The organism is Thiemannella venezuelensis (assembly GCF_014203605.1).
Classification (GTDB): domain Bacteria; phylum Actinomycetota; class Actinomycetes; order Streptosporangiales; family Streptosporangiaceae; genus Planomonospora_A; species Planomonospora_A venezuelensis.
Map to the genome: position 1 here is coordinate 405,767 of NZ_JACHJJ010000002.1, position 24,195 is coordinate 429,961.

Annotated in this window: 27 protein-coding genes; 12 read left to right on the top strand and 15 right to left on the bottom strand. The window is 73.8% G+C overall.

The genetic code is table 11. The features are described 5' to 3' along the window. Positions 1-96: 96 nt before the first annotated feature. Positions 97-873, top strand: coding sequence for a DUF2306 domain-containing protein (locus tag FHS22_RS05395; protein ID WP_184938967.1), 777 nt, complete (start codon positions 97-99; stop codon positions 871-873). 63 nt (positions 874-936) lie between these two features. Here the strand turns inward: FHS22_RS05395 and FHS22_RS05400 are convergent, their stop codons facing one another. The 3 genes from FHS22_RS05400 to FHS22_RS05410 all read right to left on the bottom strand — a co-directional run bounded on the left by FHS22_RS05400 (position 937) and on the right by FHS22_RS05410 (position 3,245). Next, a complete protein-coding gene (locus FHS22_RS05400) occupies positions 937-1,593 on the bottom strand; it encodes a response regulator (RefSeq protein WP_184938968.1) in 657 nt (218 codons plus the stop codon). Continuing rightward, positions 1,590-2,729 carry a sensor histidine kinase gene (locus FHS22_RS05405; RefSeq protein ID WP_184938969.1) on the bottom strand — a complete coding sequence of 380 codons (1,140 nt, stop codon included), beginning with the start codon at positions 2,727-2,729 and terminating at the stop codon, positions 1,590-1,592. The genes FHS22_RS05400 and FHS22_RS05405 overlap by 4 nt, the downstream gene beginning before the upstream one ends. Positions 2,730-2,864: 135 nt before the next feature. Continuing rightward, a complete protein-coding gene (locus FHS22_RS05410) occupies positions 2,865-3,245 on the bottom strand; it encodes a winged helix-turn-helix transcriptional regulator (protein WP_184938970.1) in 381 nt (126 codons plus the stop codon). Positions 3,246-3,345: 100 nt separating this feature from the next. Between FHS22_RS05410 and FHS22_RS05415 the strand changes: the two genes are divergently transcribed. Both FHS22_RS05415 and FHS22_RS05420 read left to right on the top strand, forming a co-directional pair. After that, positions 3,346-4,026, top strand: coding sequence for an NAD(P)-dependent oxidoreductase (locus tag FHS22_RS05415; RefSeq protein WP_184938971.1), 681 nt, complete (start codon positions 3,346-3,348; stop codon positions 4,024-4,026). Then, positions 4,023-4,445, top strand: coding sequence for a nitroreductase/quinone reductase family protein (locus FHS22_RS05420; protein WP_184938972.1), 423 nt, complete (start codon positions 4,023-4,025; stop codon positions 4,443-4,445). The genes FHS22_RS05415 and FHS22_RS05420 overlap by 4 nt, the downstream gene beginning before the upstream one ends. Positions 4,446-4,470: 25 nt before the next feature. On the opposite strand, the gene pgeF is transcribed toward FHS22_RS05420, so the two are convergent. The 5 genes from pgeF to thiO all read right to left on the bottom strand — a co-directional run bounded on the left by pgeF (position 4,471) and on the right by thiO (position 9,521). Next, complete coding sequence (gene pgeF, locus FHS22_RS05425; RefSeq protein ID WP_377295529.1) at positions 4,471-5,196, bottom strand: peptidoglycan editing factor PgeF; 726 nt, start codon at positions 5,194-5,196, stop codon at positions 4,471-4,473. 101 nt (positions 5,197-5,297) lie between these two features. Beyond that, positions 5,298-7,244 (bottom strand): Stk1 family PASTA domain-containing Ser/Thr kinase, encoded by a 1,947-nt coding sequence (gene pknB / locus FHS22_RS05430; RefSeq protein ID WP_184938973.1) that lies wholly within the window; start codon positions 7,242-7,244, stop codon positions 5,298-5,300. Positions 7,245-7,319: 75 nt separating this feature from the next. Next, complete coding sequence (locus tag FHS22_RS05435) at positions 7,320-8,075, bottom strand: thiazole synthase (RefSeq protein WP_184938974.1); 756 nt, start codon at positions 8,073-8,075, stop codon at positions 7,320-7,322. 1 nt (position 8,076) lies between these two features. After that, positions 8,077-8,277, bottom strand: a complete 201-nt coding sequence (gene thiS, locus FHS22_RS05440) for a sulfur carrier protein ThiS (protein ID WP_184938975.1) — start codon at positions 8,275-8,277, stop codon at positions 8,077-8,079. Continuing rightward, the gene (gene thiO, locus FHS22_RS05445; protein ID WP_184938976.1) at positions 8,274-9,521 is read right to left on the bottom strand and encodes a glycine oxidase ThiO; all 1,248 of its coding nucleotides are present in this window, start codon (positions 9,519-9,521) and stop codon (positions 8,274-8,276) included. The genes thiS and thiO overlap by 4 nt, the downstream gene beginning before the upstream one ends. A gap of 225 nt (positions 9,522-9,746) precedes the next feature. On the opposite strand from thiO, the gene FHS22_RS05450 reads away from it, so the two are divergent. The 3 genes from FHS22_RS05450 to thiE are packed head-to-tail and all read left to right on the top strand — an operon-like array spanning position 9,747 to position 11,980. Then, a complete protein-coding gene (locus FHS22_RS05450; protein WP_184938977.1) occupies positions 9,747-10,928 on the top strand; it encodes an NAD(P)/FAD-dependent oxidoreductase in 1,182 nt (393 codons plus the stop codon). Positions 10,929-10,977: 49 nt separating this feature from the next. Further along, positions 10,978-11,352 carry an Rv2175c family DNA-binding protein gene (locus FHS22_RS05455; RefSeq protein ID WP_184938978.1) on the top strand — a complete coding sequence of 125 codons (375 nt, stop codon included), beginning with the start codon at positions 10,978-10,980 and terminating at the stop codon, positions 11,350-11,352. Then, positions 11,330-11,980 (top strand): thiamine phosphate synthase, encoded by a 651-nt coding sequence (gene thiE / locus FHS22_RS05460; protein ID WP_184938979.1) that lies wholly within the window; start codon positions 11,330-11,332, stop codon positions 11,978-11,980. The genes FHS22_RS05455 and thiE overlap by 23 nt, the downstream gene beginning before the upstream one ends. 31 nt (positions 11,981-12,011) lie before the next feature. Here the strand turns inward: thiE and FHS22_RS05465 are convergent, their stop codons facing one another. Next, the gene (locus FHS22_RS05465; protein ID WP_184938980.1) at positions 12,012-13,079 is read right to left on the bottom strand and encodes a polyprenyl synthetase family protein; all 1,068 of its coding nucleotides are present in this window, start codon (positions 13,077-13,079) and stop codon (positions 12,012-12,014) included. A gap of 108 nt (positions 13,080-13,187) precedes the next feature. On the opposite strand from FHS22_RS05465, the gene metF reads away from it, so the two are divergent. Continuing rightward, entirely contained in the window at positions 13,188-14,120 is a 933-nt protein-coding gene (gene metF, locus FHS22_RS05470) for a methylenetetrahydrofolate reductase [NAD(P)H] (protein WP_184938981.1), read from the top strand. 79 nt (positions 14,121-14,199) lie between these two features. Here metF and FHS22_RS05475 read toward each other — a convergent pair whose 3' ends face one another. The 3 genes from FHS22_RS05475 to FHS22_RS05485 form a co-directional block, all read right to left on the bottom strand. Next, entirely contained in the window at positions 14,200-14,787 is a 588-nt protein-coding gene (locus tag FHS22_RS05475) for a GNAT family N-acetyltransferase (protein ID WP_338047606.1), read from the bottom strand. 106 nt (positions 14,788-14,893) lie between these two features. Then, positions 14,894-15,340, bottom strand: coding sequence for an SAV_6107 family HEPN domain-containing protein (locus FHS22_RS05480; RefSeq protein WP_184938983.1), 447 nt, complete (start codon positions 15,338-15,340; stop codon positions 14,894-14,896). A gap of 402 nt (positions 15,341-15,742) precedes the next feature. Next, complete coding sequence (locus tag FHS22_RS05485; protein WP_184938984.1) at positions 15,743-16,561, bottom strand: peptidoglycan-binding protein; 819 nt, start codon at positions 16,559-16,561, stop codon at positions 15,743-15,745. 118 nt (positions 16,562-16,679) lie between these two features. On the opposite strand from FHS22_RS05485, the gene FHS22_RS05490 reads away from it, so the two are divergent. Further along, complete coding sequence (locus tag FHS22_RS05490; RefSeq protein ID WP_184938985.1) at positions 16,680-17,156, top strand: YbaK/EbsC family protein; 477 nt, start codon at positions 16,680-16,682, stop codon at positions 17,154-17,156. Continuing rightward, positions 17,153-17,506 (top strand): arsenate reductase (glutaredoxin), encoded by a 354-nt coding sequence (arsC, locus tag FHS22_RS05495; protein WP_184938986.1) that lies wholly within the window; start codon positions 17,153-17,155, stop codon positions 17,504-17,506. Before FHS22_RS05490 ends, arsC begins: the two co-directional genes overlap by 4 nt. Positions 17,507-17,598: 92 nt before the next feature. On the opposite strand, the gene FHS22_RS05500 is transcribed toward arsC, so the two are convergent. From FHS22_RS05500 to bldD, 3 genes are all read right to left on the bottom strand, one after another. After that, positions 17,599-18,675 carry a DUF2332 domain-containing protein gene (locus FHS22_RS05500; RefSeq protein ID WP_184938987.1) on the bottom strand — a complete coding sequence of 359 codons (1,077 nt, stop codon included), beginning with the start codon at positions 18,673-18,675 and terminating at the stop codon, positions 17,599-17,601. Between the two features lie 67 nt (positions 18,676-18,742). Further along, positions 18,743-19,873: a PP2C family protein-serine/threonine phosphatase gene (locus FHS22_RS05505; RefSeq protein WP_338047607.1), complete on the bottom strand. Its 1,131-nt coding sequence runs from the start codon at positions 19,871-19,873 to the stop codon at positions 18,743-18,745. A gap of 251 nt (positions 19,874-20,124) precedes the next feature. Beyond that, on the bottom strand, positions 20,125-20,619 hold the full coding sequence (gene bldD, locus FHS22_RS05510; RefSeq protein ID WP_184938989.1) for a transcriptional regulator BldD: 495 nt from the start codon (positions 20,617-20,619) through the stop codon (positions 20,125-20,127). 833 nt (positions 20,620-21,452) lie between these two features. Between bldD and pyrR the strand changes: the two genes are divergently transcribed. The 3 genes from pyrR to FHS22_RS05525 are packed head-to-tail and all read left to right on the top strand — an operon-like array spanning position 21,453 to position 24,192. After that, positions 21,453-21,989, top strand: coding sequence for a bifunctional pyr operon transcriptional regulator/uracil phosphoribosyltransferase PyrR (gene pyrR / locus FHS22_RS05515; protein WP_420829959.1), 537 nt, complete (start codon positions 21,453-21,455; stop codon positions 21,987-21,989). Further along, on the top strand, positions 21,986-22,900 hold the full coding sequence (locus tag FHS22_RS05520; RefSeq protein ID WP_184938990.1) for an aspartate carbamoyltransferase catalytic subunit: 915 nt from the start codon (positions 21,986-21,988) through the stop codon (positions 22,898-22,900). The genes pyrR and FHS22_RS05520 overlap by 4 nt, the downstream gene beginning before the upstream one ends. Continuing rightward, positions 22,900-24,192, top strand: a complete 1,293-nt coding sequence (locus FHS22_RS05525) for a dihydroorotase (RefSeq protein WP_184938991.1) — start codon at positions 22,900-22,902, stop codon at positions 24,190-24,192. The genes FHS22_RS05520 and FHS22_RS05525 overlap by 1 nt, the downstream gene beginning before the upstream one ends. Positions 24,193-24,195 lie beyond the last annotated feature (3 nt).

Consider the following 24,195-nt stretch of genomic DNA (forward strand, 5'->3'; position numbering starts at 1 on the left):
CAGCCGAAAGTACGCCTCGCCGGTGGACGATCGGCCAGGCCGGATCGGGCCGATCTATCGATGAGCGGCCACCGCCCCGGCCGTCACGATCGGGGCATGACCGACGAGAGCACGACGGGGCGTCTCCCGTCCCCGCAGAAGCCGCGGAGCGGCCGGCCGGCGGATGACCGGAACAGGGCGGCCCGCACGGCCCCCTCCACCAGGGCCGGGTGGCGCGCGGCCGCCGGGCTGATCGCGCTCAGCGCCGTTCCCATGATCGCCGGAGCGGTCCGCCTGACCGAGCTGGCCGGCGGTGCGGCGATCACGCCGGAGAACGCACGGTTCTTCGCGGCGCCCCTGCCCGTGGTGCTGCACATCGTCGGCGTCAGCCTGTACAGCGTGCTGGGCGCCTTCCAGTTCGCCGCCGGTTTCCGGCGCCGGAGACCCGGATGGCACCGGGCCGCCGGACGGGTCCTGGTCCCGGCCGGCCTGGTCGCGGCGCTCTCGGGACTGTGGATGACCCTGTTCTACCCCCTCCCCGCCGGTGACGGCGACCTCCTTTCCGCGATCCGGCTCGTGTTCGGCTCGGCCATGGCCCTGGCCATCGTCCTCGGACTCGCCGCGATCCGGCGGCGGGACGTCGCCCGGCACCGCGCCTGGATGATCCGCGGCTACGCCATCGGCCTGGGCGCGGGCACGCAGGTGCTGACCCACGTGCCCTGGTTCCTGGTCCTCGGGACGCCCGGCGAGTTCCCCAGGGCGATGCTCATGGCCGCCGGCTGGGTGATCAACCTCGCCGTCGCCGAATGGGTCATCCGCAGGCGGCCGGTGATCCGGTCCGTGTCTCCGGCAGGCCCCGCCGGTGCCTCCGCGGGCGGTCTCGCGGGCCGGTGAAGGAGCGTGCCCCCGCCGGGTTCCCGGACCGCAGGGGAGCGGGAACCCGCAGCCGCGTCCGGCTCAGTTCCTGACGCGGTTGGTCTCGTAGGCCCACATGGCGATCTCGACGCGGTTGCGCGCGCCGAGCTTGGCCATAAGGCTGGCGACGTGGGACTTGACGGTGCTGAGGGAGATGTAGAGCTCGTCGGCGATCTCGTTGTTGGTCCGCCCGCGGGCCACGGTGACCAGGATCTGCTCCTCCCGCTCGGTGAGCGCCTCGACGGGCTGCGCCGGCTGTGAGGCGGGCCCGGCCCCGGCGAAGGCCCCGAGCAGGCGTGCGGTGACGCTCGGGGCGATGAGCGCGTCGCCGCCGGCGGCGGCGTGGACGGCCTGGGAGAGCAGGTCGGCGCCGGCGTTCTTGAGCAGGAACCCCCGGGCTCCCGCCCTCAGGGCGGCGTAGACGTACTCGTCGAGGTCGAACGTGGTGATGACGACGACGGGGACGGGGTCGTCGACGTCCGGTCCGGCGAGGGCCCGGGTGGCCTGGATGCCGTCGAGGCCGGGCATGCGGATGTCGAACAGGCACACGTCGGGGCGCAGGCGCCGCGCGAGCTCGACGGCCCGCCGCCCGTCGGCGGCCTCGCCGACGACCTCGATGCCCGGCTGGGCGTTGAGGATCATCACGAGCCCGGTACGGACGATCTCCTGGTCGTCGGCGACGAGGACCCGGATGCTCATGTCGCCGCCCCGGTCCGCGGCAGCACGGCGGTCACGGTCCAGCCCCGGCCGGGGTTCGGCCCGGCCTCGCAGGAGCCGCCGAGCAGGCCGGCGCGCTCGATCATGCCGATGATCCCGTATCCCGGTGACGCGGCCGGGCGCATGGCGCCGGTGTCGCCGTCGTCGCTCACGCACAGGTGCACCGACGTGTCGTCGGAGGTGACGCGGACCTCGATGAGGGTGGCGTGACGGGCGTGCCGCCGGGCGTTGGTGACCGACTCCTGGGCGAGGCGGTAGATCGCGGCCTCGACCGGCGGCGGGAGGCCGTCGAGGTCGCCGGAGATCTCCACGTCGACGGACGGGCCGGAGCGGGATCGGCCGGCGAGGTGTTCGAGGTCGGCGATACGCCTGCCGGGCGCCAGATCCGCCGGCCGGTCCTGGCGGAGGACCCGCACCATGGCGCGCATCTCGGTGAGGGCGCGCGCCGCCTCGGCCTCGATCACGCGGAGCGCCTCGGCCGCGGCGTCCGGCCGCGACGCCGACGTCGCGAGGCCCGCCTGGGCGCGGATCGCCATCGCCGAGACGTGGTGGGCGACGGTGTCGTGCAGGTCGCGGGCGAGCTGCTCGCGTTCGAGCAGCTTGACCTGGTCGAGCTCGCGCATCCTCGCCCTGGCCCGGTACCGGAACGCGGCGCCCAGGGTGATGGTCGAGAACATGAAGGTGAGCGCGCCGACGGCGTCGGCGCCGGGGGTGCGGCCGGACAGGACCGAGAGGGGAAGCGCGACGAGCATGATCACCAGCCCGATCACGGCCTCGCGCCCGGATCCCCACCGGAACAGCGAGTACACCAGGATGAGCTGGTACACCATCGTGTACATCTCCGACGGGGGCGCGCCCAGCAGCATCGGGACCAGGCCCGTGGCGGTGAAGCAGACCGCGAGCATCGGCAGCGGCCGGGTCCGGCGCCACAGCAGCGTGGGCACCAGCGCGACGGCGAGGAACACCGAGAGGGTCCGCCACGGAAGGTCCGGCCGCAGGACTCCTTCGAGCACCGCGGCCGGTACGAGCACTCCTGCGAGTGCCCAGTCCCGCCACACCCGCAGCGGTGGACGGGGGGGACGGGACTCGTCCCAGACGGAGCGGAGAAGGGCGAGCACCAGACCATGCTACGGAAACCCGCGCCGCCCGGAACCGGCCCAAAGTACGAGATGCGTGTTTCGCGGGCATGACCGGCTTCCGGGCGGCCGCAAGAAGGGGATCCGGCGGCGGCCGGCATGGGGCGTGTGAGGGGCCTACACGGCCTCGTCGCAGACGACCGCGAAGGACTCCCGCGCGTCGAGGAGCTCGTCCCAGTGCTCCTCGGCCCAGGCGCACAGGGCGTCCATCGGCCCGAGCAGGCTGCGGCCGAGCGGGGTCAGCCCGTACTCGACGCGCTGCGCCGGACCCGCGTGGGCCGTACGGGAGACCAGCCCGTCCCGCTCCAGGGACCGCAGCGACTGCGTGAGCACCTTCGCCGAGACGCCCCGCAACGGGATCCGGAGCTCGGAGAAGCGCCGCGGCCCGTCCTCCAGGCAGCGGATGATCATCCCGGCCCACTTGTCGCCGACGCGGATCGGGCTGAGGCCGGAGGGGCACACCGGGTCGAACATGTCCGGGTCGAGAGGCTTTCCCACGGCTCCACCGTAGCCGGTAACCCGGAGGTAACCACCGCGCCGGATACCGTCCGGGCGAGCGGCCGGAGATCAGCCCGGCCCACGGACGCGAGGTGCCGGCATGAGCAGGATCATCATCTTCGGGGCGGGCGGCAGGGCCGGGCGGGCGGCCGTCGGGGAGGCCCGCCGCCGCGGCCACCGGGTCACCGCGGTCGTGCGCGACCCGGCCCGGCACCCCGGCCTGGCCGGCGGAGGCCCGGACGGCGCGACGGGCGCCGAGGAGCACGTCGCGGAGGGGGGCGTGCGGGTCGTCGCGGGCGACGTCACGGACGCGGACGCCGTCGCCCGGCTCGCGGCGGGACACGACGCCGCGATCAGCGCCGCCGCCGACCTGGGCGCGCGGCCCGGGGCCTTCTTCCCCGCCGCCGCCCGCGCCCTGACCGGCGGGCTCGTCCGGGCCGGTGCGGACCGGCTGCTGGTGGTCGGCCTGGCCTCGGTGCTGGAGACCGCGTCCGGGACGCTCCTCATGGACACCCCCGGCTACCCGCAGGAGTACCGCGACTTCTACCTGGGGCACGCGGCGGGGAACGAGGCGCTGCGCGCCGCGGGCGCCGCCCTCGACTGGCTGGTGGTCAGCCCGGCCGGCGACTTCGACCACGGCGGCGCGCGCACCGGCCGGTACCGTACGGCCCCGGCCGCGGCGGCGAGCCGCATCTCCTACGCCGACTTCGCGGTCGCGCTGCTCGACGAGATCGACGCGCCGGAGCACCGCCGTACGCACCTCGGGGTGGAGGAAGGATGACGGAGGAGGTCCTCGACAGCCCGGACGGCTGGGTGGCCGGGCACATCCGCCGCTTCCTGGAGACGGGCGGGCGGCCCCGGCCGGGGGTGGACGACCTGCTGCTGACGACCCGCGGCCGCCGGTCGGGCAGGCTGCGCCGTACGGCGCTGGTCTACGTGCGGGACGGAGACCGCTACGTCGTCGCCGCCTCCAACCGGGGAGCGGCCGGGAACCCCGCGTGGTATCTCAACCTGGCGGCGGATCCCGGCGTCGTGGTCCGGGTCGGGACGGAGGAGTTCGCCGCGACCGCGCGGACCGCCGGCGCAGGGGAGAGGCCGCGGCTCTGGCGGCTCATGGCCGAGGCCATGCCGTCCTACCGGCACTACCAGGAGGCGGCGGACCGGGAGATCCCCGTGGTGGTCCTGGAACGCGCGGGCTGAACGGCCCGGCGCGGCGAGGGGCCCTTCAGCCCTCCAGCCAGACGTAGCCCGCGAACCGGCCGGTCGGCCGCTGCCTGCGGTGGGAGAACAGCTCGGGGGACTCGATGGTGCAGCGCGCGTCGTGCCGGACGTCTCCGACCCCGACCCTGGCGAGCTGCGCGGCGATCCCCGCGCGCAGGTCCACCGCGGGCGTGCCCGAGCGGGTGGTCGCCCAGGCCTCCGGGACCGCCTCGGCCACCTCGGCCCGCATCCCGGCCGGGACCTCGTAGCAGAGCCCGCACGCGGCCGGCCCGACCAGCGCGACCATCCGGGCGGGCGAGGCCCCGCGCCCGGCCATCGCCGCGACCAGCGCGGGGACCACCCCCGCCGCGGTGCCGGGCCGTCCCGAGTGGGCGGCGCCGACGACCCGGGCGACGGGGTCGGCCAGCAGGACGGGGGCGCAGTCGGCCACCAGCACGCTCAGCGCGAGTCCCGGCACGTCCGTGCAGACCGCGTCCAGCGGGGGCGGTTCGGCGCCGAACGGCTCGGTGACGTGGAGCGCGCCGGCGCCGTGCACCTGCCGCATCATGACCACGCGCGCCGGGTCGATCCCGAGGTCGGCGGCCGTCGCGGCCCGGTTGCGGAGCACCGCCTCCGGGTCGTCGCCCACACCGCCGCCGAGGTTGCGGCTGCCGTACGGCGCGGCGCTCGTCCCGCCGTGCCGGTCGGTGAAGGCGGCGTGGATCCCGTCGGCGAGCTGAATGCGGTTCACCGGGGGAGGTTACCAAGCGCGGAGGGAGCGGGGCCCGGCTCAGTGCCCCGGCTCAGTGACAGAGGGCGCCCTCGGTGCCCCCTCAGCGCCCTCGGTGCCCCTCAGTGCCAGAGGGTGACCTTGGTGCCCGGAGGGGCGGCCTGGCCGCCGGGCGGGCGCTGGGCCAGCACCCGCCCCCGGTTCAGCCCTTTCCTGACCTCCGCCTTGAACCCCGCCGCGCGCAGCTCGTCGCGCGCGGCCTTGACGTCCTTGAACATCACGTTGGGGATGATGATGACGTTGTCGTCGGTGGCGTTCTCGCCGTTGTTCTCCCAGGGCCAGTGCCACTCGGCGCTGCACGCGGAGAGCGTCAGGTTGATCACCGCGCCCTTGTCGACCTCGGCGTTGGGCCGCGGGTCCTGGGCGATGACCGTGCACGGCTCGGCGCCGTCGGTCTGCTCGACGAATCTGGGGTCGAAGCCCGCGCCGCGCAGCAGCCCGTCGGCCTGGTCGCGGTGCATCCCCATGACGTCGGGCATCACCAGGCCCGCGCTCATGACCAGGTCGACCTTGCTGCCCTCCTTGACCGGGTTGCCGACGGCCGGGCTGGTCTTCATCACCTGGCCGCGCGGGACGGTCTCGCTGGCCTGCTTCTTGACGTCGTCGACGACCAGCCCGGCCTCGCCCAGCTTCGTCCGGGCGTCGGCCTCGCTGAGACCGACCACGTTGGGCACGTTCACCCGCTTGGGGCCGGCCGAGGCGATGAGGACCAGCTGGGAACCGGGCTCCACCTCGGCCCCCGCGACGGGGTCGATCCGGAGCACGTTGCCCTTGGTGACCTTCTCGTCGTGCTCCGGCTCACCGATCTTGACCGTGAAGCCGGCCTGCCTGGCCTGGCTCTCGGCGATCGCGATGTTCTTGCCGAGCAGTTCGGGCACGACGACCGTGCTGGTGCGGGAGAACAGCCAGCCGGTCACGCCGACCGCGGCGGCCATCACCACGGCCAGCGCGATCAGGAACCAGTTCGGCCGGAAGCCCTTGCGCGCTGAGGCCCGGGGCGGCGCCTGGTCGGCGGCGGGGCCGTCGGGCAGGTCGGTGCGGGGCTGGATCAGCGTGTGGTTGGGGGCGGGGGACGCGGCCGGGGCGGTCGGCGCCGGGGTGGCCGGGAACGGCTGCACCGGCCCCGAATGGATCGGCCCCGAATGGATCGGACCGCTCTCCCTGGGCAGCATCCGGTGCGCGTCGACCGCGGCCACCAGCATCGCCGTGGCGTCCGCCGGTCGGGTCGCGGGGTCGCGGGCGGTCGCCTGGGCGACGAGGGTGTCCAGCAGCGGCGGGCAGTCCGGCAGGAGCGCCGAGGGCGCCGGCACGGTGTCGTGGACGTGCCGGTAGGCCACCGACATCGGGGTCTCGCCCTCGTACGGCTGGCGCCCGGTGAGGAGCTCGAACAGCATGATCCCGGCCGAGTAGACGTCGCTGCGCGCGTCGGCGGTGCCGGAGGTCACCTGCTCGGGCGACATGTAGCCGATGGTGCCGATCATCACGCCGGTGCGCGTCTGGTTGCTCGCCTCGATCGCGCGGGCCAGGCCGAAGTCCACGACCTTGACCCGGCCGTCATCGGTGAGCAGCACGTTCTCCGGCTTGACGTCCCGGTGGATCAGCCCGGTCTGGTGGGCGGAGCCCAGCGCGGCGAGCACCGGGATCATGACCTCCAGGGCCTCCCGGGCGGGCAGCCTGCCCCGTTCGCGGAGCACGTCGCGCAGGGTGCGGCCCGGTACGTACTCCATCGAGAGGTAGACGTTGTCCCCGTCGGTGCCCTGGTCGAAGACGTGCACCACGTTGGGGTGCGAGAGGCTCGCCACCGACTTGGCCTCACCGATGAACCGCCGCACGAAGGCGGGGTCCTCGGCGAGGGAGCGGTGCATCACCTTGACGGCGACCGTACGGTCGAGCCGGACGTCCAGGGCCAGGTAGACGGTGGCCATGCCACCCCGGGCGATCCGGGACTCAACGCGGTAACGCCCGTCGAGCAGTTTCCCGACGAGGGGGTCGGTTAGCGTCGTGTCCACCTGCCTGAGTTTACGGGCGTTTTGCCGTTCCCCGGGTGCTCGCCACCCAAACCGATGCGGATACGTGGCGTTTGGTCATGGATTCATGGGAGATGAGGCTTCTGCGTATCTACGGCGGGGGATCCGTCCGGCCAGCCGGGCCGCCCGCCCGGCCCGCACCGCCGAGCGCATGGCCTCGGCCATCAGCTCCGGCCGCTGCGCCCGGGTCACCGCCGTGGCCAGCAGCACCGCGTCGCAGCCCAGCTCCATCGCGAGGGCGGCGTCGCTCGCCGTGCCGATCCCGGCGTCCAGGATCACCGGCACGCCCGCGGCCTCCACGATGAGCTCGATGTTGTGCGGGTTGCGGATGCCCAGCCCCGACCCGATCGGCGCGCCCAGCGGCATCACCGCCGCGCAGCCGGCCTGCTCCAGCCGGCGCGCCAGCGCCGGGTCGTCGCCGATGTAGGGCAGGACCGTGAACCCGTCGGCGACCAGCCGCTCGGCCGCGTCGAAGGTCTCGATGGGGTCGGGCAGCAGGGTGCGCTCGTCGGAGATGACCTCCAGCTTGACCCAGTCCGTCTCCAGCGCCTCCCTGGCGAGCCTGGCGGTCAGCACCGCCTCGCCGGCGGTGAAGCAGCCCGCGGTGTTCGGCAGCACCTTGATGCCGCGGGCGCGCAGCACGTCCAGGACCGAGCCCCGGGCCGACGGGTCCAGCCGCCGCATCGCGACGGTGGTCAGCTCGGTGCCCGAGGCGGCGAGCGCGGCGTCCAGCACCTCCAGCGAGGGGGCGCCGCCGGTGCCCATGATGAGCCGGGAGGAGAACTTCTCCCCGCCGATGATCAGGTCGTCCACGTCATCCTCCCTGGACCGCGGTGAGGACCTCGACCCGGTCGGCCTCGGCGAGCGCCGTGGAGTCCCACGCGCCCCGCGAGACGACCTCGTCGTTCACCGCGACCGCGACACCGCTGCGGGTCTCGGTCAGCTTCCGTACGGCCTGCGCCACGGTGGCCCCGGAGGGCAGCTCGTGCGCGGCGCCGTTGATGGTCACGTTCATGCGTTCTCCCCGACCCGCGGGTTCTCATGGAAACGGAGAGGCGAGCAGAGCGCCGCCAATCCTTCTCCCTCGTCGTCGCCCGCCTCGCCGGTGAGGAGGGCCGCGGTGAGCGGGGCCAGCAGCACGCCGCCCCGGTGGTGCCCGGTCGCCAGCGACAGGCCCGGCAGGACCGTGGGGCCGATCAGCGGCAGGTTGTCCGGGGTGCCCGGGCGCAGCCCCGCCACCACGTCGGCCACCTCCAGCTCGGTCACGCCGGGGACCAGCTCCCGCGCGTCGCGCAGCAGCTCCCACAGGCCCCCGGCGGTCACCCGGGTGTCGAAGCCCAGCTCCTCCTGGGTGGCCCCGAGGACCAGCTCCCCGTCGCCGCGCGGCACGAGGTAGACGTACGAGCCGTGCACGGACCCGCGCACGCACCGCCGCAGGATCGGCTCGGGGGAGCGCAGCCGCATGATCTGGCCCTTGACCGGGCGGACCGGCGGGAGCACCTCGGGCGGCAGCCCCTCCATCGCCCCCGACCAGGCCCCGGCCGCCAGGACCGTCCGCCGGGCGCGGACCACCCCGCCGTCCGGAGAGCCGCCGTCCGGAGAGCCGCCGTCCGGAGAGCCGCCGTCCGGCGCGAGCCGTACACCGGTGACCGCCTCTCCGGAGCGCTCCAGCCCCGCCACCCGGGCGGGGATCAGGGTGACGCCCCGCCGCTCCAGCGCGGCCAGCAGGGCGCGGGTGACCCGCCGGGGGTCCACCCAGGCGTCCCCCGGAGCCAGCAGGCCGCCGCGGACGGCGGGGGCGAGCATCGGCTCCAGCCGGCGGCACTCGCGCCCGGTCAGCCGCTCGACCGGCAGTTCGAGCTTGCGCATGAAGGCGGCGAGCTCGTCCAGCACCGCCAGGTCGTCGGAGCCGAAGGCGACCTCCAGCGTGCCCTCGGCGCGGTAGTCGAGGTCGTGCCCGCTGTCGGCGGCGAGTTCGGCGGCGAACGCGGGCCAGCGGGCCAGCGAGGCCAGGCCCAGCCGGAGCAGCGGCTCCTCGGTGTAGGTCACCTCGCTGACCGGCGCCAGCATGCCCGCGGCGGCGTGCGAGGCCGCGGCGGCGGAGGCCGGGGCGGGGTCCGCCACCGCCACCCGCAGGCCGCGCCGGGCGGCGCGCCAGGCGGCCGAGAGGCCGATGACGCCGCCGCCGATCAGGAGGAGGTCGTAGGGGGTCCCGGGGGAAGGACTCCGTGGAGAGGCCGGTACGGCCGTGGGCGGCATGGTCGCTCCGCTCCCTTCGCCGGCATGATCCGGATCAGGTCCCTGGCGGTCGAGGGCCCGCAGCCCTCCTCTCAGCCCGGTGCGTGCCGGGCTCCCGCGCGTTGTACGCCTCCCACCTTAGGCCCTGCCACAACACACTCATCGCGGTGAATGTGAGGTAAATACCGTTTTCGTGATCAAAGGGCCGTTGGCGGGGGGCCGGTCCCGGAGCTTAGGGTCGTTTCTGTGAATCGTGTCGTGGTGGTTGGCGCCGGCCTCGCCGGTGTGCGGAGTGTCGAAGCGCTGCGGGCCCACGGGTTCGGCGGTGAGATCACGCTGATCGGGGACGAGCCGCATCGCCCCTACGATCGCCCGCCGCTGTCCAAGGCGGTCCTGCTCGGCGAGACCGACTCCACGATCGTCGACTCCGACCTGGACGCGCTGGAGGTGGACTTCCGCGCGGGCGTGGCCGCCAAGGGGCTGCGCCAGGGCGTGGTGGAGACCACCGAGGGCGAGCTGGCCTACGACGGCCTGGTCGTCGCCACCGGCGCGAGCCCGATCCGGCTGCGCGGCGACGGCCCGCAGTACGTGCTGCGCACCATCGACGACGCGCTCGGCCTGCGCGCCCGCCTCGCCGAGGGCGTCCGGGTCGCCGTCGTCGGGGCCGGCTGGATCGGCGCCGAGGTCGCGACCGCCGCCCGCAGGGCCGGATGCGCCGTCACCGTCGTCGAGGCCGCCGCCCACCCGCTGGCCGCCGCGCTCGGCCCCGTCGGCGCGCACACCGCCCCCTGGTACGGCCAGGCCGGCGTCGACCTGCGCCCGGGCACCGCCGTCGCCTCCGTCGACACCGGCGGGCTCACCCTCGCCGACGGCTCCGCGGTCGAGGCCGACGTCGTCGTCACCGGCGTCGGCGTGCGGCCCGCGGTGGAGTGGCTGGCGGGCTCGGGCGTCGAGCTGGACGACGGCGTCGCCACCGACGAGCACCTGCGCACCTCGATGCCCGGCGTGGTCGCGGTGGGCGACTGCGCGGCCTGGTGGTCGCGCCGGTACGGCCGCCGCCTCCGGGTCGAGCACTGGGACACCGCGCTGGGCGCCCCGGACGTGGCCGTGGCGGCCCTCCTGGGAGAGGAGGCGGTCTACGACCCGGTCCCCTACTTCTGGTCCGAGCAGTTCGGCCACATGGTGCAGTACGCCGGCGACCACACCGGCGCCCGCCTCGTCATGCGCGGCGACCCCGCCGGAGACCCCTCCGGCGGCCGGTGGGCGGTCTGCTGGGTGGCCGGCGACGGCAGGCTCACCGCGGTCCTGGCCGTGGACCGGCCCCGCGACCTCCTCCAGGGCCGCCGCCTCATCGAGAGCGGGCAGGCGGTCGACGTCGATCGTCTGGCCGACCCTGCGATAGCGTTGCGCGACTGTACGGCGGCGTAACCTCGCCGCCGGTGTTTGGCGAAGGGCCCGATGTGGTAGTGGTGGATTCGTGACGCTTTCTGTTGCGCAGATCGACCGGGAGACCGACGAGCTGGTGGGCGAGTGGCTCACCTTGACCGAGGTGGCCAGGAGGCTCGACCTCAGCATCGGTCGCGCGAAGCAACTCCTCAAGGACCGCAAGCTCATCGGAGTCCGCAGGGGTGGTGGCGAGCCCCAGGTGCCCGCCGTCTTCCTCGCCGGCAACGACGTCGTCAAGGGCCTGCCGGGCACGCTCACCGTGCTGCTGGACGCCGGCTACGACGACGTGGAGTCGCTCCGCTGGCTGTTCACCCCCGACGAGACCATCCCCGGGTCTCCGGTCGACGCGATCCTCGCGGGCCGCCATACCGAGGTCAAGCGGCGTGCCCAGGCCCTCGGTTTCTGACGCCCGCCTGTACCTGTGCACTGACGGCCGCCGGAAGCGGGGAGACCTCGCCGAGTTCCTCGACGCCGCCCTCGCGGGCGGCGTCGACATCGTGCAACTGCGCGAGAAGGGGCTCGAGGCACGCGAGGAGCTCGCGCTCCTGGAGGTCTTCCGCGACGCCTGCGACCGGCACGGCAGGCTCCTGGCGGTCAACGACCGGGCGGACATCGCCTACGCGGCCCGTCCGGACGTGCTCCATCTCGGCCAGGACGACCTGCCGGTGCCGGTCGTGCGCGACATGCTCGGCGACGACATCCTCATCGGGCGCTCCACTCACGCCCCCGAGGAGGCGTCCGCCGCGGCGGTCGAACCCGGAGTCGACTACTTCTGCTGCGGCCCGATCTGGCCGACGCCCACCAAACCCGGGCGGCACGCGCCCGGGCCGTCCCTGCTGGAGCACGCCGCCGCGCTGGACACCGGCCGCCCGTGGTTCGGCATCGGCGGCATCGACCTCGGCAACCTGGACGAGGTCATGTCGTACGGCGTGCGCCGCGTCGTGGTCGTCCGGGCCATCACCGAGGCCGACGACCCGAAGGCGGCCGCGGCGGAGTTCAGGCGGAGGCTGACCGGGGCGGCCCCGGAGAGCTGACGGGCCGCCGGGGAGGCTCCCCGGCGGCCGCTCAGGTCCGGCGGGAGGTCGCGGCCACGGCCAGGTCGGCCAGGGCGGTGCGCGACTCCGGCGTGATCGGGGCGTCCTCCAGCGAGCCCAGGGCCTCCGCGAGATAGTCGTTGATCATCTTTTCGCAGGCGTCGACCGCCCCCGTCTCCTCGATGACCCGGCGCAGGCGGCCGACCCCGTCCGCGCCCAGCTCCGGATCCCCGAGAGTGCGGCGCACCTCCTCCGCCTGGGCGGGGGAGGCCGCGGCGAGCGTGCGGGCGATGAGCATCGTCCGCTTGCCCTCCCGGAGGTCGTCGCCGGCGGGCTTGCCCGTCTCGGCCGGATCGCCGAACACGCCGAGGATGTCGTCGCGGAGCTGGAAGGCGATGCCGACGCTGCGGCCGTACTCCTCGCAGAGGCGGTCGATCCACGGCTCCCGCTCCTGGGCGGCCAGCACCAGGCCGAGCCGGAGCGGGTGCTCCACCGAGTACTTCCCGCTCTTGAACAGCGCGACCCGCAGCGCGCTGTCGAAGGTGTTCTCGCCGTGGGCCTGCTCCAGCAGGTCCAGGTACTGACCGCACATCAGCTCCGTGCGCATGTGGTCGTAGACCGGCTGGGCCGCGGCGAGAGCGGCCGGCGGCAGCCCGCTGGTCCGCCACATCTCGCCGGACCAGACCAGCAGCAGGTTGCCCAGCAGGATGGCGGCGCCCTCGCCGAACTGCTCCGCGGAGCCGTGCCAGCCCGCCTTCTCGTGCAGCGCCTGGAAACGGCGGTGCGCCGAGGGCATGCCCCGGCGCAGGTCGCTGGCGTCCATCACGTCGTCGTGCGCGAGCGCGCTGGCCTGGAGCAGTTCCAGGGAGGCCGCCGCGGTGAAGAGGGCGGGGTCGTCGCCGCCGCCCGCGCCGCGCCATCCCCAGTAGCAGAAGGCCGGACGGAGCCGTTTCCCGCCGCTCAGGAAGTCGTCGACGGCGGCGACGAGGGGAGCGAGCTCAGGGGCGCTGACCTGGGGGCGCTGCCGGTCGATGAACGTCCGGAGGGAGCGGTCCACTTCGGAGCGGACGAGGTCCAGCGCGGTTGCGGAAGCGGTCATGCAGAGAGATTAACCTCCGCGGGCGAAATCCTGATCAAGCGGGTGGCCGTGGCGGCGGCGGCGCCGCCGGAGAGGCCTCCCGGCGGCCGTGCCAGTAGTCTTGGGGGCATGGCTCTGGGTCGCCCTTCGATTCTCCCCGATCGTGTGCCCACCGTGCGCGAGCTCCTCGCCGGCGGTGGCCGCTCGTTCTCCTTCGAGTTCTTCCCTCCGAAGACCGACGAGGGGGAGCGGCAGCTCTGGCGCGCCATCCGGGAGCTGGAGGCGCTGCGTCCCACCTTCGTCTCCGTCACCTACGGCGCCGGCGGCGGCACCCGGGACCGCACGGTCGAGATCGTGGAGCGGATCGCCCACGAGACCACGCTGACCCCGGTGGCGCACTTCACCGCGGTCAACCACTCCATCCGCGAGCTGCGCCACCTGGTGGGCAGGTTCGCCGGGGCGGGCGTGCGCAATATCCTGGCCGTGCGGGGCGACCCGCCCGGCGACCCGACGGGGGAGTGGGTGCGCCACCCCGAGGGGGTGCTCTACGCCGAGGAGCTGGTCCGGCTGATCCGCCAGTCCGGCGACTTCTGCGTGGGCGTGGCGGCCTTCCCCTACAAGCACCCGAGGTCGGCCTCGGTGGAGTCCGACACCGAGTACTTCGTGCGCAAGTGCCGGGCCGGCGCCGACTACGCCATCACCCAGATGTTCTTCCGCGCGGAGGACTACCTGCGGCTGCGCGACCGGGTGGCGGCCCGGGGCTGCGACACCCCGATCATCCCCGGCATCATGCCGGTCACCCAGATGAGCACGATCGCCAGGTCCGAGCAGCTCTCCGGCGCGCCGTTCCCGCCCGAGGTGGCCGCCCGCTTCGAGGCGGTCGCGGGCGACCCCGCCGCCGTCCGGAGGCTGGGCATCGAGCACGCCGCCGAGCTCTGCCAGACCCTGCTCGACGAGGGCGCGCCCGGCATCCACTTCATCACCTTCAACAGGTCCAGCGCGACCCGGGAGGTCTTCCAGGCCCTCGACTTCGCACGCGAGGCCGCTCCGCTCACCGCGTGAGCCCGGCCCGTACGGCGAGGCCCGCGGCGGACGTCGGCAGGGCCGGCGCGCCGTGCGGGCAGGGCCCACGCGAGGCGGGTCAGGAGGCGAGCGGTCCCGGGGCGGCGGTGTGCTCCGCCAGCGGGAGCGCGGCGCCGGCGATGGCGTAGTGCTCGTAGCCGCCGGGGAAGACGAACCAGGTGAGCAGGTCGACGAAGCCCAGCGTGCGGTAGAGGTGCCGGGCCGCGGTGGGCTGGTCGCGGGTGGACAGCATGGCGGTGCGCTCGGGACGGCCGGCGCACAGTGCGGTGACCAGGGAGCGGCCGATGCCCTTGCCCTGGTAGTCGGGGTGCACGTGGACTTCGGCGATCTCCAGGGCGTCGCCCAGCCAGGCGAGCGCCTTCCCTCCGCCGAGCCGGTCGGAGACGGCCTGGTGGACCACGTCGTGCCACCACTGGCCGGGCGCGCCGTGGAAACCGTAGGCGACCCCCACCGGCCTTCCCTCGGAGGTCTCGGCGAACAGGCAGGTGAAGCCGGGGTGGGTGGAGTGGTTCCCCATGATCGCCTGGCGGCCGGCGAGCTGGTCGGAGGGTGGTCGCATCGCCGCCGTGTATATGTCGAGAACCGAATCCAGCCGAGTGGCGAACTCGTCGGGGCCGACTCGTCGCAGTCCGATCACTTTTCGCACCTTAGCAGGGGCGACCTGCTGCAATCCGGTGAAGGTGGCGAAAGTGACGTTCAGTATTTTTCGTTAAAAAGGTGAAACGCCGTCCGCCGGGGCCCGCTCCCGCCGTCTAGCCGGCCAGGGGGACGTGGGCGGGCAGTGCGGGCTGGGCGGGCAGGCCGAGCATCGTCTCCACCGTGGTGACGAACCGCTCCGCCTCGGAGATCAGCTCCTCGGCGTCGCGGGCCGGCACCGCATGGGTCATCCCCGCTTCGATCGCGGCTCGCCTGGCCGCACTCACCTCGAAGTAGGGCGCCCAGTCGGCCAGCCGGGGCTCGGCCTCGGGCAGGAGCTCCCAGGCGCTGCGGAGCCTGCGCCTGCGGCCGTCCATCGGCCGGGGGCGTGCGGCCAGGATGGCCGCGGCGGCCCGGAGCGCGGCCAGGTGCGCCGCGACGTAGCGCTCCGCCGAGGTGCGGGCGCCCGCAGCCTCTTCCAGGCAGTCGCGCGCGTCGGTCAGGCGTGCTCGAACCGTGGGCGACAGCCGGGGCCCGCCGGGGTCGCTGAGCCGAGGGGTCATCACTGCTCCTCACTTGGTCGCAAGCGGCTCCCGGCGTTTCCGCCGGTGAAACCAGGGTCGCAGGCCCCACCGACAATTCCGCCGGGCGGCCGGACGAAGAGCTTCCCCTCTCTCCGTCCGCCCCGGCTGCGCCCCCGCCGCCTCTCCGGTGGCGGGGGCGCGACCGACCGCCCTGAACGTGAGCTGCGAGTCCCACGTCATTGCATCGAACATAAATTCGATCATCGATGGTGTCAAGTAAATCGACGAACAAAAGTTCGATCACTCTGTGAACGGGAAAGCCCCGGGAGATCGAGATCTCCCGGGGCTCCCGTCCGCGGCGATTCGCGCCCGCACCGGTGGCCGCGGAGGCGCCGCACCGGCGGCACCGGCCGGATCCCGGCCTCCGGGCCGGGGCGCGGGTCAGCGGGCGAACCTCCCCCGGACGTGGACCGGCACCCCGGTGCCGACCAGGCCGGGCAGGATCTCGGCCACGTGCATCGGCAGCCGCACGCACCCGTGCGAGGCCGGCGTCAGCGGCACCGAGAGCGCGCCGTGGAAGGCGATCCCGCCGTTGAAGAAGATCGGGTTGTAGAGCTGCCCCAGGTAGGAGCGGTGCCAGCCGTCCCTGCGCCAGGTCGTCTTGTAGTCGCCCGTCGGCGTTCGGGCGTCGCCGCAGAACCGCTGCGACGTGCCCTGCCAGACGGCCGTCTCGCAGTAGGGGACCCCGCTGCCGGAGGAGGCGTGGCTGATCAGCCTCACCCGCCCGCCGACGTAGAGCACCACCACCTGCTTGGCGAGGTTCACCTCGACCCTGGTCGGCCTGCCCTCGGGCACCAGCGCCTTCGGGTCGCGGGGATCCTCTAGAGCGTTCCAGGTGCGCCGGGCGACGGTGCCGCTCGGCGGAAGCCCGTTGACCTTCTGGAACGCCCACACCGCGGCCTGGGTCGCCCCGCCGTACCGGCCGTCGATCTTCCCCGGATGGTAGCCGAGCTCCTTCAGCCTGCGCTGGAGCGCCTTGACGGCCGCGCCCCTGGCGCCCGGCTTGAGCGTCTTCCCCGGGGCGGTGAAGGGGGCCGTCCCGGCCTTCGCCGCGGCCGCCCCCGCGGTGACCGTCCCGGCGGTGCCCGCCACCGCCGGGGCCGGGGCCGCGGCGGCCGTGCCCGCGGTGGCGGCGGAGGACAGGATCACGGCTCCCGCCGTCGTCAGTGCGGCCACTGCGAGCCGCCGTGCAACGCCCACGTAACTTCATCCCCTCGCATAACCGAAAACGGATCAACGGACCATAGCGCACCGGTCTCCTGCCCCTGGGGACGGTTATGGAGCGGTAATCCACGGTCGGTGTGTTTAGAGTGGGCGGGTGCCAGAAAAGTTGCATCCCAATGTCGAGAAGGTGGCCGCCGCCCTGCGCGAGCACGGCGCCACCGGCGAGATCGTCGTGTTCTCCGAGGCCACCCCGACGGCCGCCACCGCCGCCGCGCAGCTCGGCTGCGAGGTCGGCGCCATCGCCAACAGCCTGGTCTTCGACGCCGACGGCGCGCCGCTCCTCGTCCTCACCAGCGGAGCCCACCGGGTGGACACCGGCCTGATCGCCCGGACGGTCGGTGCGGCCGAGGTGAAGCGGGCCACGCCGGAGTTCGTCCGCGCGGCCACCGGACAGGCCATCGGGGGCGTCGCCCCGATCGGCCACCCGGCCCCGGTCCGCACGCTGGTCGACACCTGGCTGGCCCGGCACGAGGTGGTCTGGGCCGCGGCCGGCCACCCGCACACGGTCTTCCCGACCTCCTACACCGAGCTGATCCGCCTCACCGACGGCACGGCCGTGGAGGTGGAGTGACCACCACCGTCTGGCACAACCCGCGCTGCTCCAAGAGCCGCAACGCGCTCTGCGCCCTCACCGACTCCGGCGGGGACGTGGTCGTCCGCCGCTATCTCGACGACCCTCCCACGGTCGAGGAGCTCTCCGAGGTCCTCGACCGGCTCGGCATGGAGCCCTGGGACATCACCCGGATGGGCGAGGCCCGTGCCAAGGAGCTCGGGCTGGCGGACCGGGAGCACGACCGGGACGAGTGGATCGCGATCCTGGTCGCCGACCCCGTGCTGATCCAGCGGCCGATCGTGCTGACCGGCGACGGCCGCGCCGTGGTCGCCCGCGACGAGGAGGCCGTCGAGTCCCTCCTCGGCTGAGGGCGTACGAGGGCGGGCGCACGGGAGGCCGGGGGTGCTGGAGGCCGGGGCACGGGAGGCCGGGAGGCGGGTGCCCTCCTCGCGCGGGAGGTTCAGGCGGTGACGTCGCAGGCGGGGAGGCCGTGCGGAGCGGCGTCGGCCAGGACCTCCTCCGCCGCGCCGCCGAGGCGTACGGCCAGCCGGAAACGGTGCCCGCCGCCGGCCCTGCGCGGCTCGAAGGAGATGTGGGCGAATCCCGCGTCCGGAGTGGCGGCCGAGGCGAGCCGTTCCAGTTCGTCCTCCACGCGGGCCCACTCGCCGGCCGGGACGTACTGGCGCATGATCGAGTGCCAGACGACGGTGAGAGTGCCCGGCACGAGCCGGACTCCGGTGAGGAAATCGGCGGCTCCGGCGGTCCCGACCTCCGCGGGCACGCGGGCGGCCAGCCGCAGGGCGGCGTCGAGCCGGGCGGCCCGGGCCTCCTGGTCCGGCCAGAGGTACGCCCGCAGGGCCAGTGCGCCCTCGGGCGACAGGGGGTCGATGGGGGTCAGGTCGCACCCCCGCCGCTCGACGACCGTCAGGGCCGGATGTTCCCGGGCGGCTCCGGGCAGCCACGGAGGCGGGGCTCCCCGCCAGGCGCCGTCCAGGACGACCGGCGAGTCCGCCGGTCCCCAGGAGAAGCCGTCGGCGACGTAGCGGAACCGGTCGGCGCGCAGGTTGAGACCGGCGCTGGAACCCAGCTCGAACAGCCGCACGGGGAGCGGAGCACTCCGTGCGGCCGCCAGCAGCCCGGTGATCAGGAGATTGGCCCGGCCGACCTCGTTCGTCTGCGGCGGACGGGTCATCCAGTCGCGGACCCACTCCATCCCGGAGGAGACGGCCTGCCGGAAAGCCGGCCAGCAGGCGTCGGGCCGGTCCGGATCGAAGGTCCCGCCCGCGCTGGGGTAGTGCGCGGCCAGCTCCGGAGCCCGGCCGGCGAGCACGAGGGCGTGGACGCCGCCGAGCAGCCGCAGCGCGACGGCGTCGGGCCCGGGGGCGTCCTCGTATCCGGCGACCGCCTCCGCGCAGGCGCCTCCCGCCCGGACGTCCTGCGCGACCCGGCCGAGCAGCGCCGCGTAGAGCGGCGATCCGAGGTCCGCGCAGGACCTCGCCTGGCGCTCGATCATGACCGCCGCACGATCACGCGACATGGATCCTCCTGGGCCACCGGCGTCATCCGCCATCATGGCGGATCGCCCCGGCCGCGGATGGGCCGGGTCAGGCGGCGCTGCGGGCGGCGGGGGTGGGACGGGCGGAGCGGTGGCGCAGCAGGAGCATGGCGGCGTCGTCGGCCAGCGGGCGGCCGACGTGGCGGAGCAGGTCGGCGCGGAGGGCGTCCAGGGCGAGCTGGGGGTCGGCGCCGGTCAGCAGGTGCGCCCGGGAGTCCAGCGGGTAGAACCGGCCCGTTCCGTCCCTGGCCTCGACGACGCCGTCCGTGTAGAAGAGGACCTGGTCGCCGGGTTCGAACGGGAGCTGGTACGGCACCGGGTCGGTCGCCTTCAGCGAGCCCATGCCGAGGGGCAGCGCCTCCTCCGGAGGGCCGGCGAACCAGTGCTCGCCGCCGGCGGCCAGGACCATGGGCGGCGGGTGGCCGCAGTTCAGGACGGTGAGGCAGTCGCCCCCGGTGAGCTCGGCGAGCACGGCGGTGACGAACTGCTCGCCGGAGAGCTCCCGGGTCAGCGCGTTCTCCAGGCGGTTGACCACCCCCTGGAGCTTGTCCTCGTCGTAGGCGGCCTCCCGGAAGGCGCCGAGCACCACCGCCGCGGTCTCGACGGCCTCCAGTCCCTTGCCCTGGACGTCGCCCACGATGATCCGGACTCCGTGCGGAGTGGTCACCACCTCGTACAGGTCGCCGCCGATCCGGGCCTCGGCGGTGGCGGAGGTGTAGGAGACGGCGACGCCGATGCCCGGCCCGGCGCGGCGCGGCACCGGGCGGAGCAGCACCCGCTGGGCGGCCTCGGCGACCGAGCGCACGTCGGCGAGCCGCCGCTCGTGGCGGATCCTTCCGGCGCTGGCCAGGACGCTGGCCGTCGTCACGCCGAGGATGGCCGTGGCGGTGATGCCGGTGCGGGAGGTCCAGAGGATGCCGTTGTAGAGGCCGAGGGGGACGCAGAGGGCCAGGGCGACGGTGCCGATCAGCGTGGTCCGGGCCGGCCCGCACGCCACGCTGGCGAAGGCGGGTCCCAGGGCCAGCAGGGGGAGGAGGCCCGCGGTGGGTCCCGAGGCCAGGTCGATCACGGCCACCACGGCCATCACGATGAACGGTAGCGACTTCAGGGTGGCCTGGGTCTTGCTCGTCTCGACGGAGGAGAGCACCCTGGCCAGGGCGAGGGCCCAGGTGGAGCGCACGGAGGCCACGAGGGCGCGGAGGCGGCCGTCCGGGCGCGGTGGAGGAGGATTCGGGGAATCCTCTCGTCCGCGCATCTCCACCACGCCTCGTCATCGCCGGGTCGCGCCGTCCATACGTCTCGTCACATGAGACGTTTGCTTTTTCCTACCACAACGATGGGACTCGGCGGCGGGTTACACGCGATGTTCGGCGCGGGGCGGGATCCGGCGGCGGGGCGCGCCGGGGTGCGGCGCGCCCGCGACCGGCGGTGTCAGAAGGACTCGACGGCGCGGCGCGCCTCGGGGTCCAGGACGCCCCAGTTGATGAGCTCCTCGGTGAGCTCGCTGGGGGACTTGTCGTAGATCACGGCGAGGGAGCGCAGATCCTCCTGGCGGATGGACAGCACCTTGCCGTTGTAGTCGCCACGCTGACTCTGGATGGTGGCCGCGTAACGGGCGAGCGCCCCGGCCTTCTCCTTGGGGAGCTGGGAGAGGCGCTCAAGGTCGATCACAAGCTTGGGCGTCGGGCCGAGCGGGCTCGGAGCCGCACCGCCGGGAAGCAGCTCGGAGACCGGCACCCCGTAGAAATCAGCCAGCTCGGCAAGCTTCTGCACCGTGACCGCACGATCGCCGCGCTCGTAGGAGCCGACGACGACCGCCTTCCAACGTCCACGGGACTTCTCTTCGACTCCGTGCAGGGACAGACCCTGCTGGGTGCGGATTGCGCGGAGTCGTGCACCCAGCGACTTGGCGTACTCAGACGGCATCGTGTGGCCCCCCGGCTCTCTTATGTACTGCTTTCAATTGATTGTGCTATGTCGCGGTCCATGCGCCGGCCATCGGGTCGGTGCCCGGGGTAGGCGCCTTCGGTGGCCGGAACGGCGGGGTTCGCCCCATATCGCCGCGACTGTGGTTACGGACAGTGACGGTAAAGCCGTGGACGCCGAAGGTCAAGCTGATTGGAAAAAAGATGTCGAATCCGGTCCGGCGGGGTCCGCCTTAAACGTCTTGCTTGTCCGTTCCGGGCCGCGGGCCGGTGGCTCTGTGCAACCGGCGGCGCCCCGCGCGGCGCGGGCGGCGGGCGCCTCCGTGCCGCGCCGTGTCATGCCGCGCCGTGTCATGCCGTGCCGTGCCGTGTCTGCCGTGCCGTGGGCCGGGCGGCGCCCGCCGGATCGCCGGCGGTCCCGGCGGCCGGTCCCGCCCCCCGCGCGCCGTACGTCCATCGGGCGGAGCGCTCCGTACGTCAGGGCCCACGGGCTGATACGGGTTGGGTTCCCGGGACGGACGGTGCGAAACACCCTCCGGACACCCTCGGCCGGGGGCTGCCCGGGGCCCGGGGCGGGCGGGGTGTGCGGCCCTGCCGCGAGGCGAGGGGGAAGGGAGGGAGAGTTTTGTCATAAAATATGGCAAAAACTCCCAAACAAAGGTGATTGTGCCTCAATAGTGGGGCATGTCCGGGCGCGGGAAGGATCGGCCCGGTTCTGACCGGCCGTCCTCCGGCTGCTACCGTGAGGGCGTCGACTTCCTTTAAGACCCGTCCCGTGAGGCGGGAAAGGTGGTGTTCTCTTTGGCCGAGGCCATTCCGCATGCCCAAAGTCATGTGCACGCGGTCCTCGAAGGCCCCGACATCAACCGGGCGCTGATCCGGATCTCCCACGAGATCCTGGAGCGCACCAAGGGCGGGGAGGACGTCGTCCTCCTCGGGATCCCCACGCGGGGCGTGCATCTGGCCCGCCGCCTGGCCGGGCACATCAGGCAGTTCGAGGGCCACCCGGTCCCGGTCGGCTCCCTCGACATCACGATGTACCGCGACGACCTGCGGACCAGGCCCGCCCGCCCGCTCGGCCGCACCGAGCTCCCCGCCGACGGCATCGACGACAGGACGGTCGTCCTGGTCGACGACGTGCTCTACTCCGGCCGCACCGTCCGCGCCGCGCTCGACGCGCTCGCCGCCCTGGGCCGCCCGCGGGCCGTCCAGCTCGCGGCCCTGGTCGACCGCGGCCACCGCGAGCTGCCCATCCGCGCCGACTACGTGGGCAAGAACCTGCCGACCTCCAAGTCCGAGATCGTCAAGGTCTACCTGGAGGAGAACGACGGCCGCGACGCGGTCCTGCTGCTGAAGGAAGACGGGAAATGAAGCGTCACCTGATCTCGGCGGCCGACCTGAGCCGCGACGACGCCCTGCTCATCCTCGACACCGCCGACGAGCTGGCGAGGATCTCGGACCGCTCCATCAAGAAGCTGCCGACCCTGCGGGGCCGTACGGTGGTCAACCTCTTCTTCGAGGACTCCACCCGGACCCGGATCTCCTTCGAGGCCGCGGCCAAGCGCCTGTCGGCCGATGTCATCAACTTCTCCGCCAAGGGCTCCAGCGTCTCCAAGGGGGAGTCGCTCAAGGACACCGCGCTCACCCTGGAAGCGATGGGCGCCGACGCCGTCGTCATCCGGCACGGCGCCTCGGGCGCGCCGCACCGGCTGGCCGGCTGGGTGCGGGGCAGCGTCGTCAACGCCGGCGACGGCACCCACGAGCACCCCACGCAGGCGCTGCTCGACGCCTACACCATGCGCCGACGCCTCGGCTCGCTGGAGGGCCGGCGGGTCACCGTCGTCGGCGACGTCCTGCACAGCCGGGTGGCCCGCTCCAACGTGCTGCTGCTGGCCACGCTCGGGGCGGAGGTCACCCTGGTCGCGCCGCCGACCCTGCTCCCGGTGAGCGTCGGCTCGTGGCCGTGCGAGGTCTCCTACGACCTCGACTCCGTGCTGCCCAAGTCCGACGTGGTCATGATGCTGCGGGTGCAGCGCGAGCGGATGAACGCCGCGTTCTTCCCCACCGAACGGGAGTACAGCAGGCGCTACGGCCTCGACCGCGACCGCGTCGCCAGGCTGCACGACGAGGCGATCGTGATGCACCCCGGGCCGATGAACCGGGGCATGGAGATCGCCGCCGAGGTGGCCGACTCGGCGCGCTCGACCATCGTCGAGCAGGTCGCCAACGGCGTGACCACCCGCATGGCCGTCCTGTACCTGCTGCTCGGAGGAGACATCTAGTGAGCATCGTCATCAAGGGCGCGCGGATCCTCGGGGGCGAGCCCGCCGACATCCTGATCGAGGACGGCGTCGTCGCCCGGATCGGCCAGGACCTGACCGGGGACGAGACCGTCGAGGCGGCGGGCCTCATCGCGCTGCCCGGCCTGGTGGACCTCCACACCCACCTGCGCGAGCCCGGCCGCGAGGACGCCGAGACCGTCGAGACGGGCACCCGCGCCGCGGCCCTCGGCGGCTACACCGCCGTGCACGCCATGGCCAACACCTCCCCGGTCGCCGACACCGCCGGCGTCGTGGAGCAGGTCTGGCGGCTGGGCCAGGAGGCGGGCCACTGCGACGTGCAGCCGGTCGGCGCGGTCACCGAGGGCCTGGCCGGCGAGCGGCTGGCCGAGCTCGGCGCGATGGCCGACTCCGCCGCCCGCGTCCGGGTCTTCTCCGACGACGGCAAGTGCGTCTCCGACGCGGTGCTCATGCGCCGCGCGCTGGAGTACGTCAAGGCGTTCGACGGGGTCGTGGCCCAGCACGCCCAGGAGCCGCGGCTGACCGCCGGCGCGCAGATGAACGAGGGCGCGGTCTCCGGCAGGCTCGGCCTCACCGGCTGGCCCGCGGTCGCCGAGGAGGCGATCATCGCCCGCGACTGCCTGCTCGCCGCGCACGTCGGCTCCCGCCTGCACGTCTGCCACGTCTCCACGGCCGGCTCGGTCGAGATCATCCGCTGGGCCAAGTCGAAGGGCTGGGACGTCACCGCCGAGGTGACCCCGCACCACCTGCTGCTCACCGACGACCTCGTCGAGGACTCCCCCGTCGGCGCCTACAACCCCATCTACAAGGTCAACCCGCCGCTGCGCACCCGCGCCGACGTCGAGGCGCTGCGCGCGGCCCTGGCCGACGGCACGATCGACGTCGTGGCCACCGACCACGCCCCGCACCCGGTCGAGGACAAGGAGACCGAGTGGGCCGCCGCGGCCATGGGCATGATCGGCCTGGAGACGGCGCTGCGGGTGGTCCAGGAGGCGATGGTGGACACCGGGCTGCTCGACTGGGCGGGCGTCGCCGAGCGCATGTCGTACGCCCCGGCGCGGATCGGCCGGCTGGCCGGGCACGGCCGCCCGATCGAGGCGGGCTCCCCGGCCAACATCACCCTCTACGACGCCTCCGTGCGCGAAGAGGTGGACCCGGGGTCCTACGCCTCCAAGAGCCGCAACACCCCGTACGAGGGCCGGACCCTTCCCGGGCGGGTCGTGGCGACCTTCCTGCGAGGCCGCCCGACCGTACTGGACGGCAAGCTCGCATGAGCC

Coding starts and splice junctions, on each gene's coding strand:
- FHS22_RS05395 (WP_184938967.1), top strand. CDS start 97: ATGACCGACGAGAGCACGACGGGGCGTCTCCCGTCCCCGCAGAAGCCG.
- FHS22_RS05400 (WP_184938968.1), bottom strand. CDS start 1,593: ATGAGCATCCGGGTCCTCGTCGCCGACGACCAGGAGATCGTCCGTACC.
- FHS22_RS05415 (WP_184938971.1), top strand. CDS start 3,346: ATGAGCAGGATCATCATCTTCGGGGCGGGCGGCAGGGCCGGGCGGGCG.
- FHS22_RS05420 (WP_184938972.1), top strand. CDS start 4,023: ATGACGGAGGAGGTCCTCGACAGCCCGGACGGCTGGGTGGCCGGGCAC.
- thiS (WP_184938975.1), bottom strand. CDS start 8,277: ATGAACGTGACCATCAACGGCGCCGCGCACGAGCTGCCCTCCGGGGCC.
- thiO (WP_184938976.1), bottom strand. CDS start 9,521: ATGCCGCCCACGGCCGTACCGGCCTCTCCACGGAGTCCTTCCCCCGGG.
- FHS22_RS05465 (WP_184938980.1), bottom strand. CDS start 13,079: ATGACCGCTTCCGCAACCGCGCTGGACCTCGTCCGCTCCGAAGTGGAC.
- metF (WP_184938981.1), top strand. CDS start 13,188: ATGGCTCTGGGTCGCCCTTCGATTCTCCCCGATCGTGTGCCCACCGTG.
- FHS22_RS05480 (WP_184938983.1), bottom strand. CDS start 15,340: ATGACCCCTCGGCTCAGCGACCCCGGCGGGCCCCGGCTGTCGCCCACG.
- FHS22_RS05500 (WP_184938987.1), bottom strand. CDS start 18,675: ATGTCGCGTGATCGTGCGGCGGTCATGATCGAGCGCCAGGCGAGGTCC.
- bldD (WP_184938989.1), bottom strand. CDS start 20,619: ATGCCGTCTGAGTACGCCAAGTCGCTGGGTGCACGACTCCGCGCAATC.
- FHS22_RS05520 (WP_184938990.1), top strand. CDS start 21,986: ATGAAGCGTCACCTGATCTCGGCGGCCGACCTGAGCCGCGACGACGCC.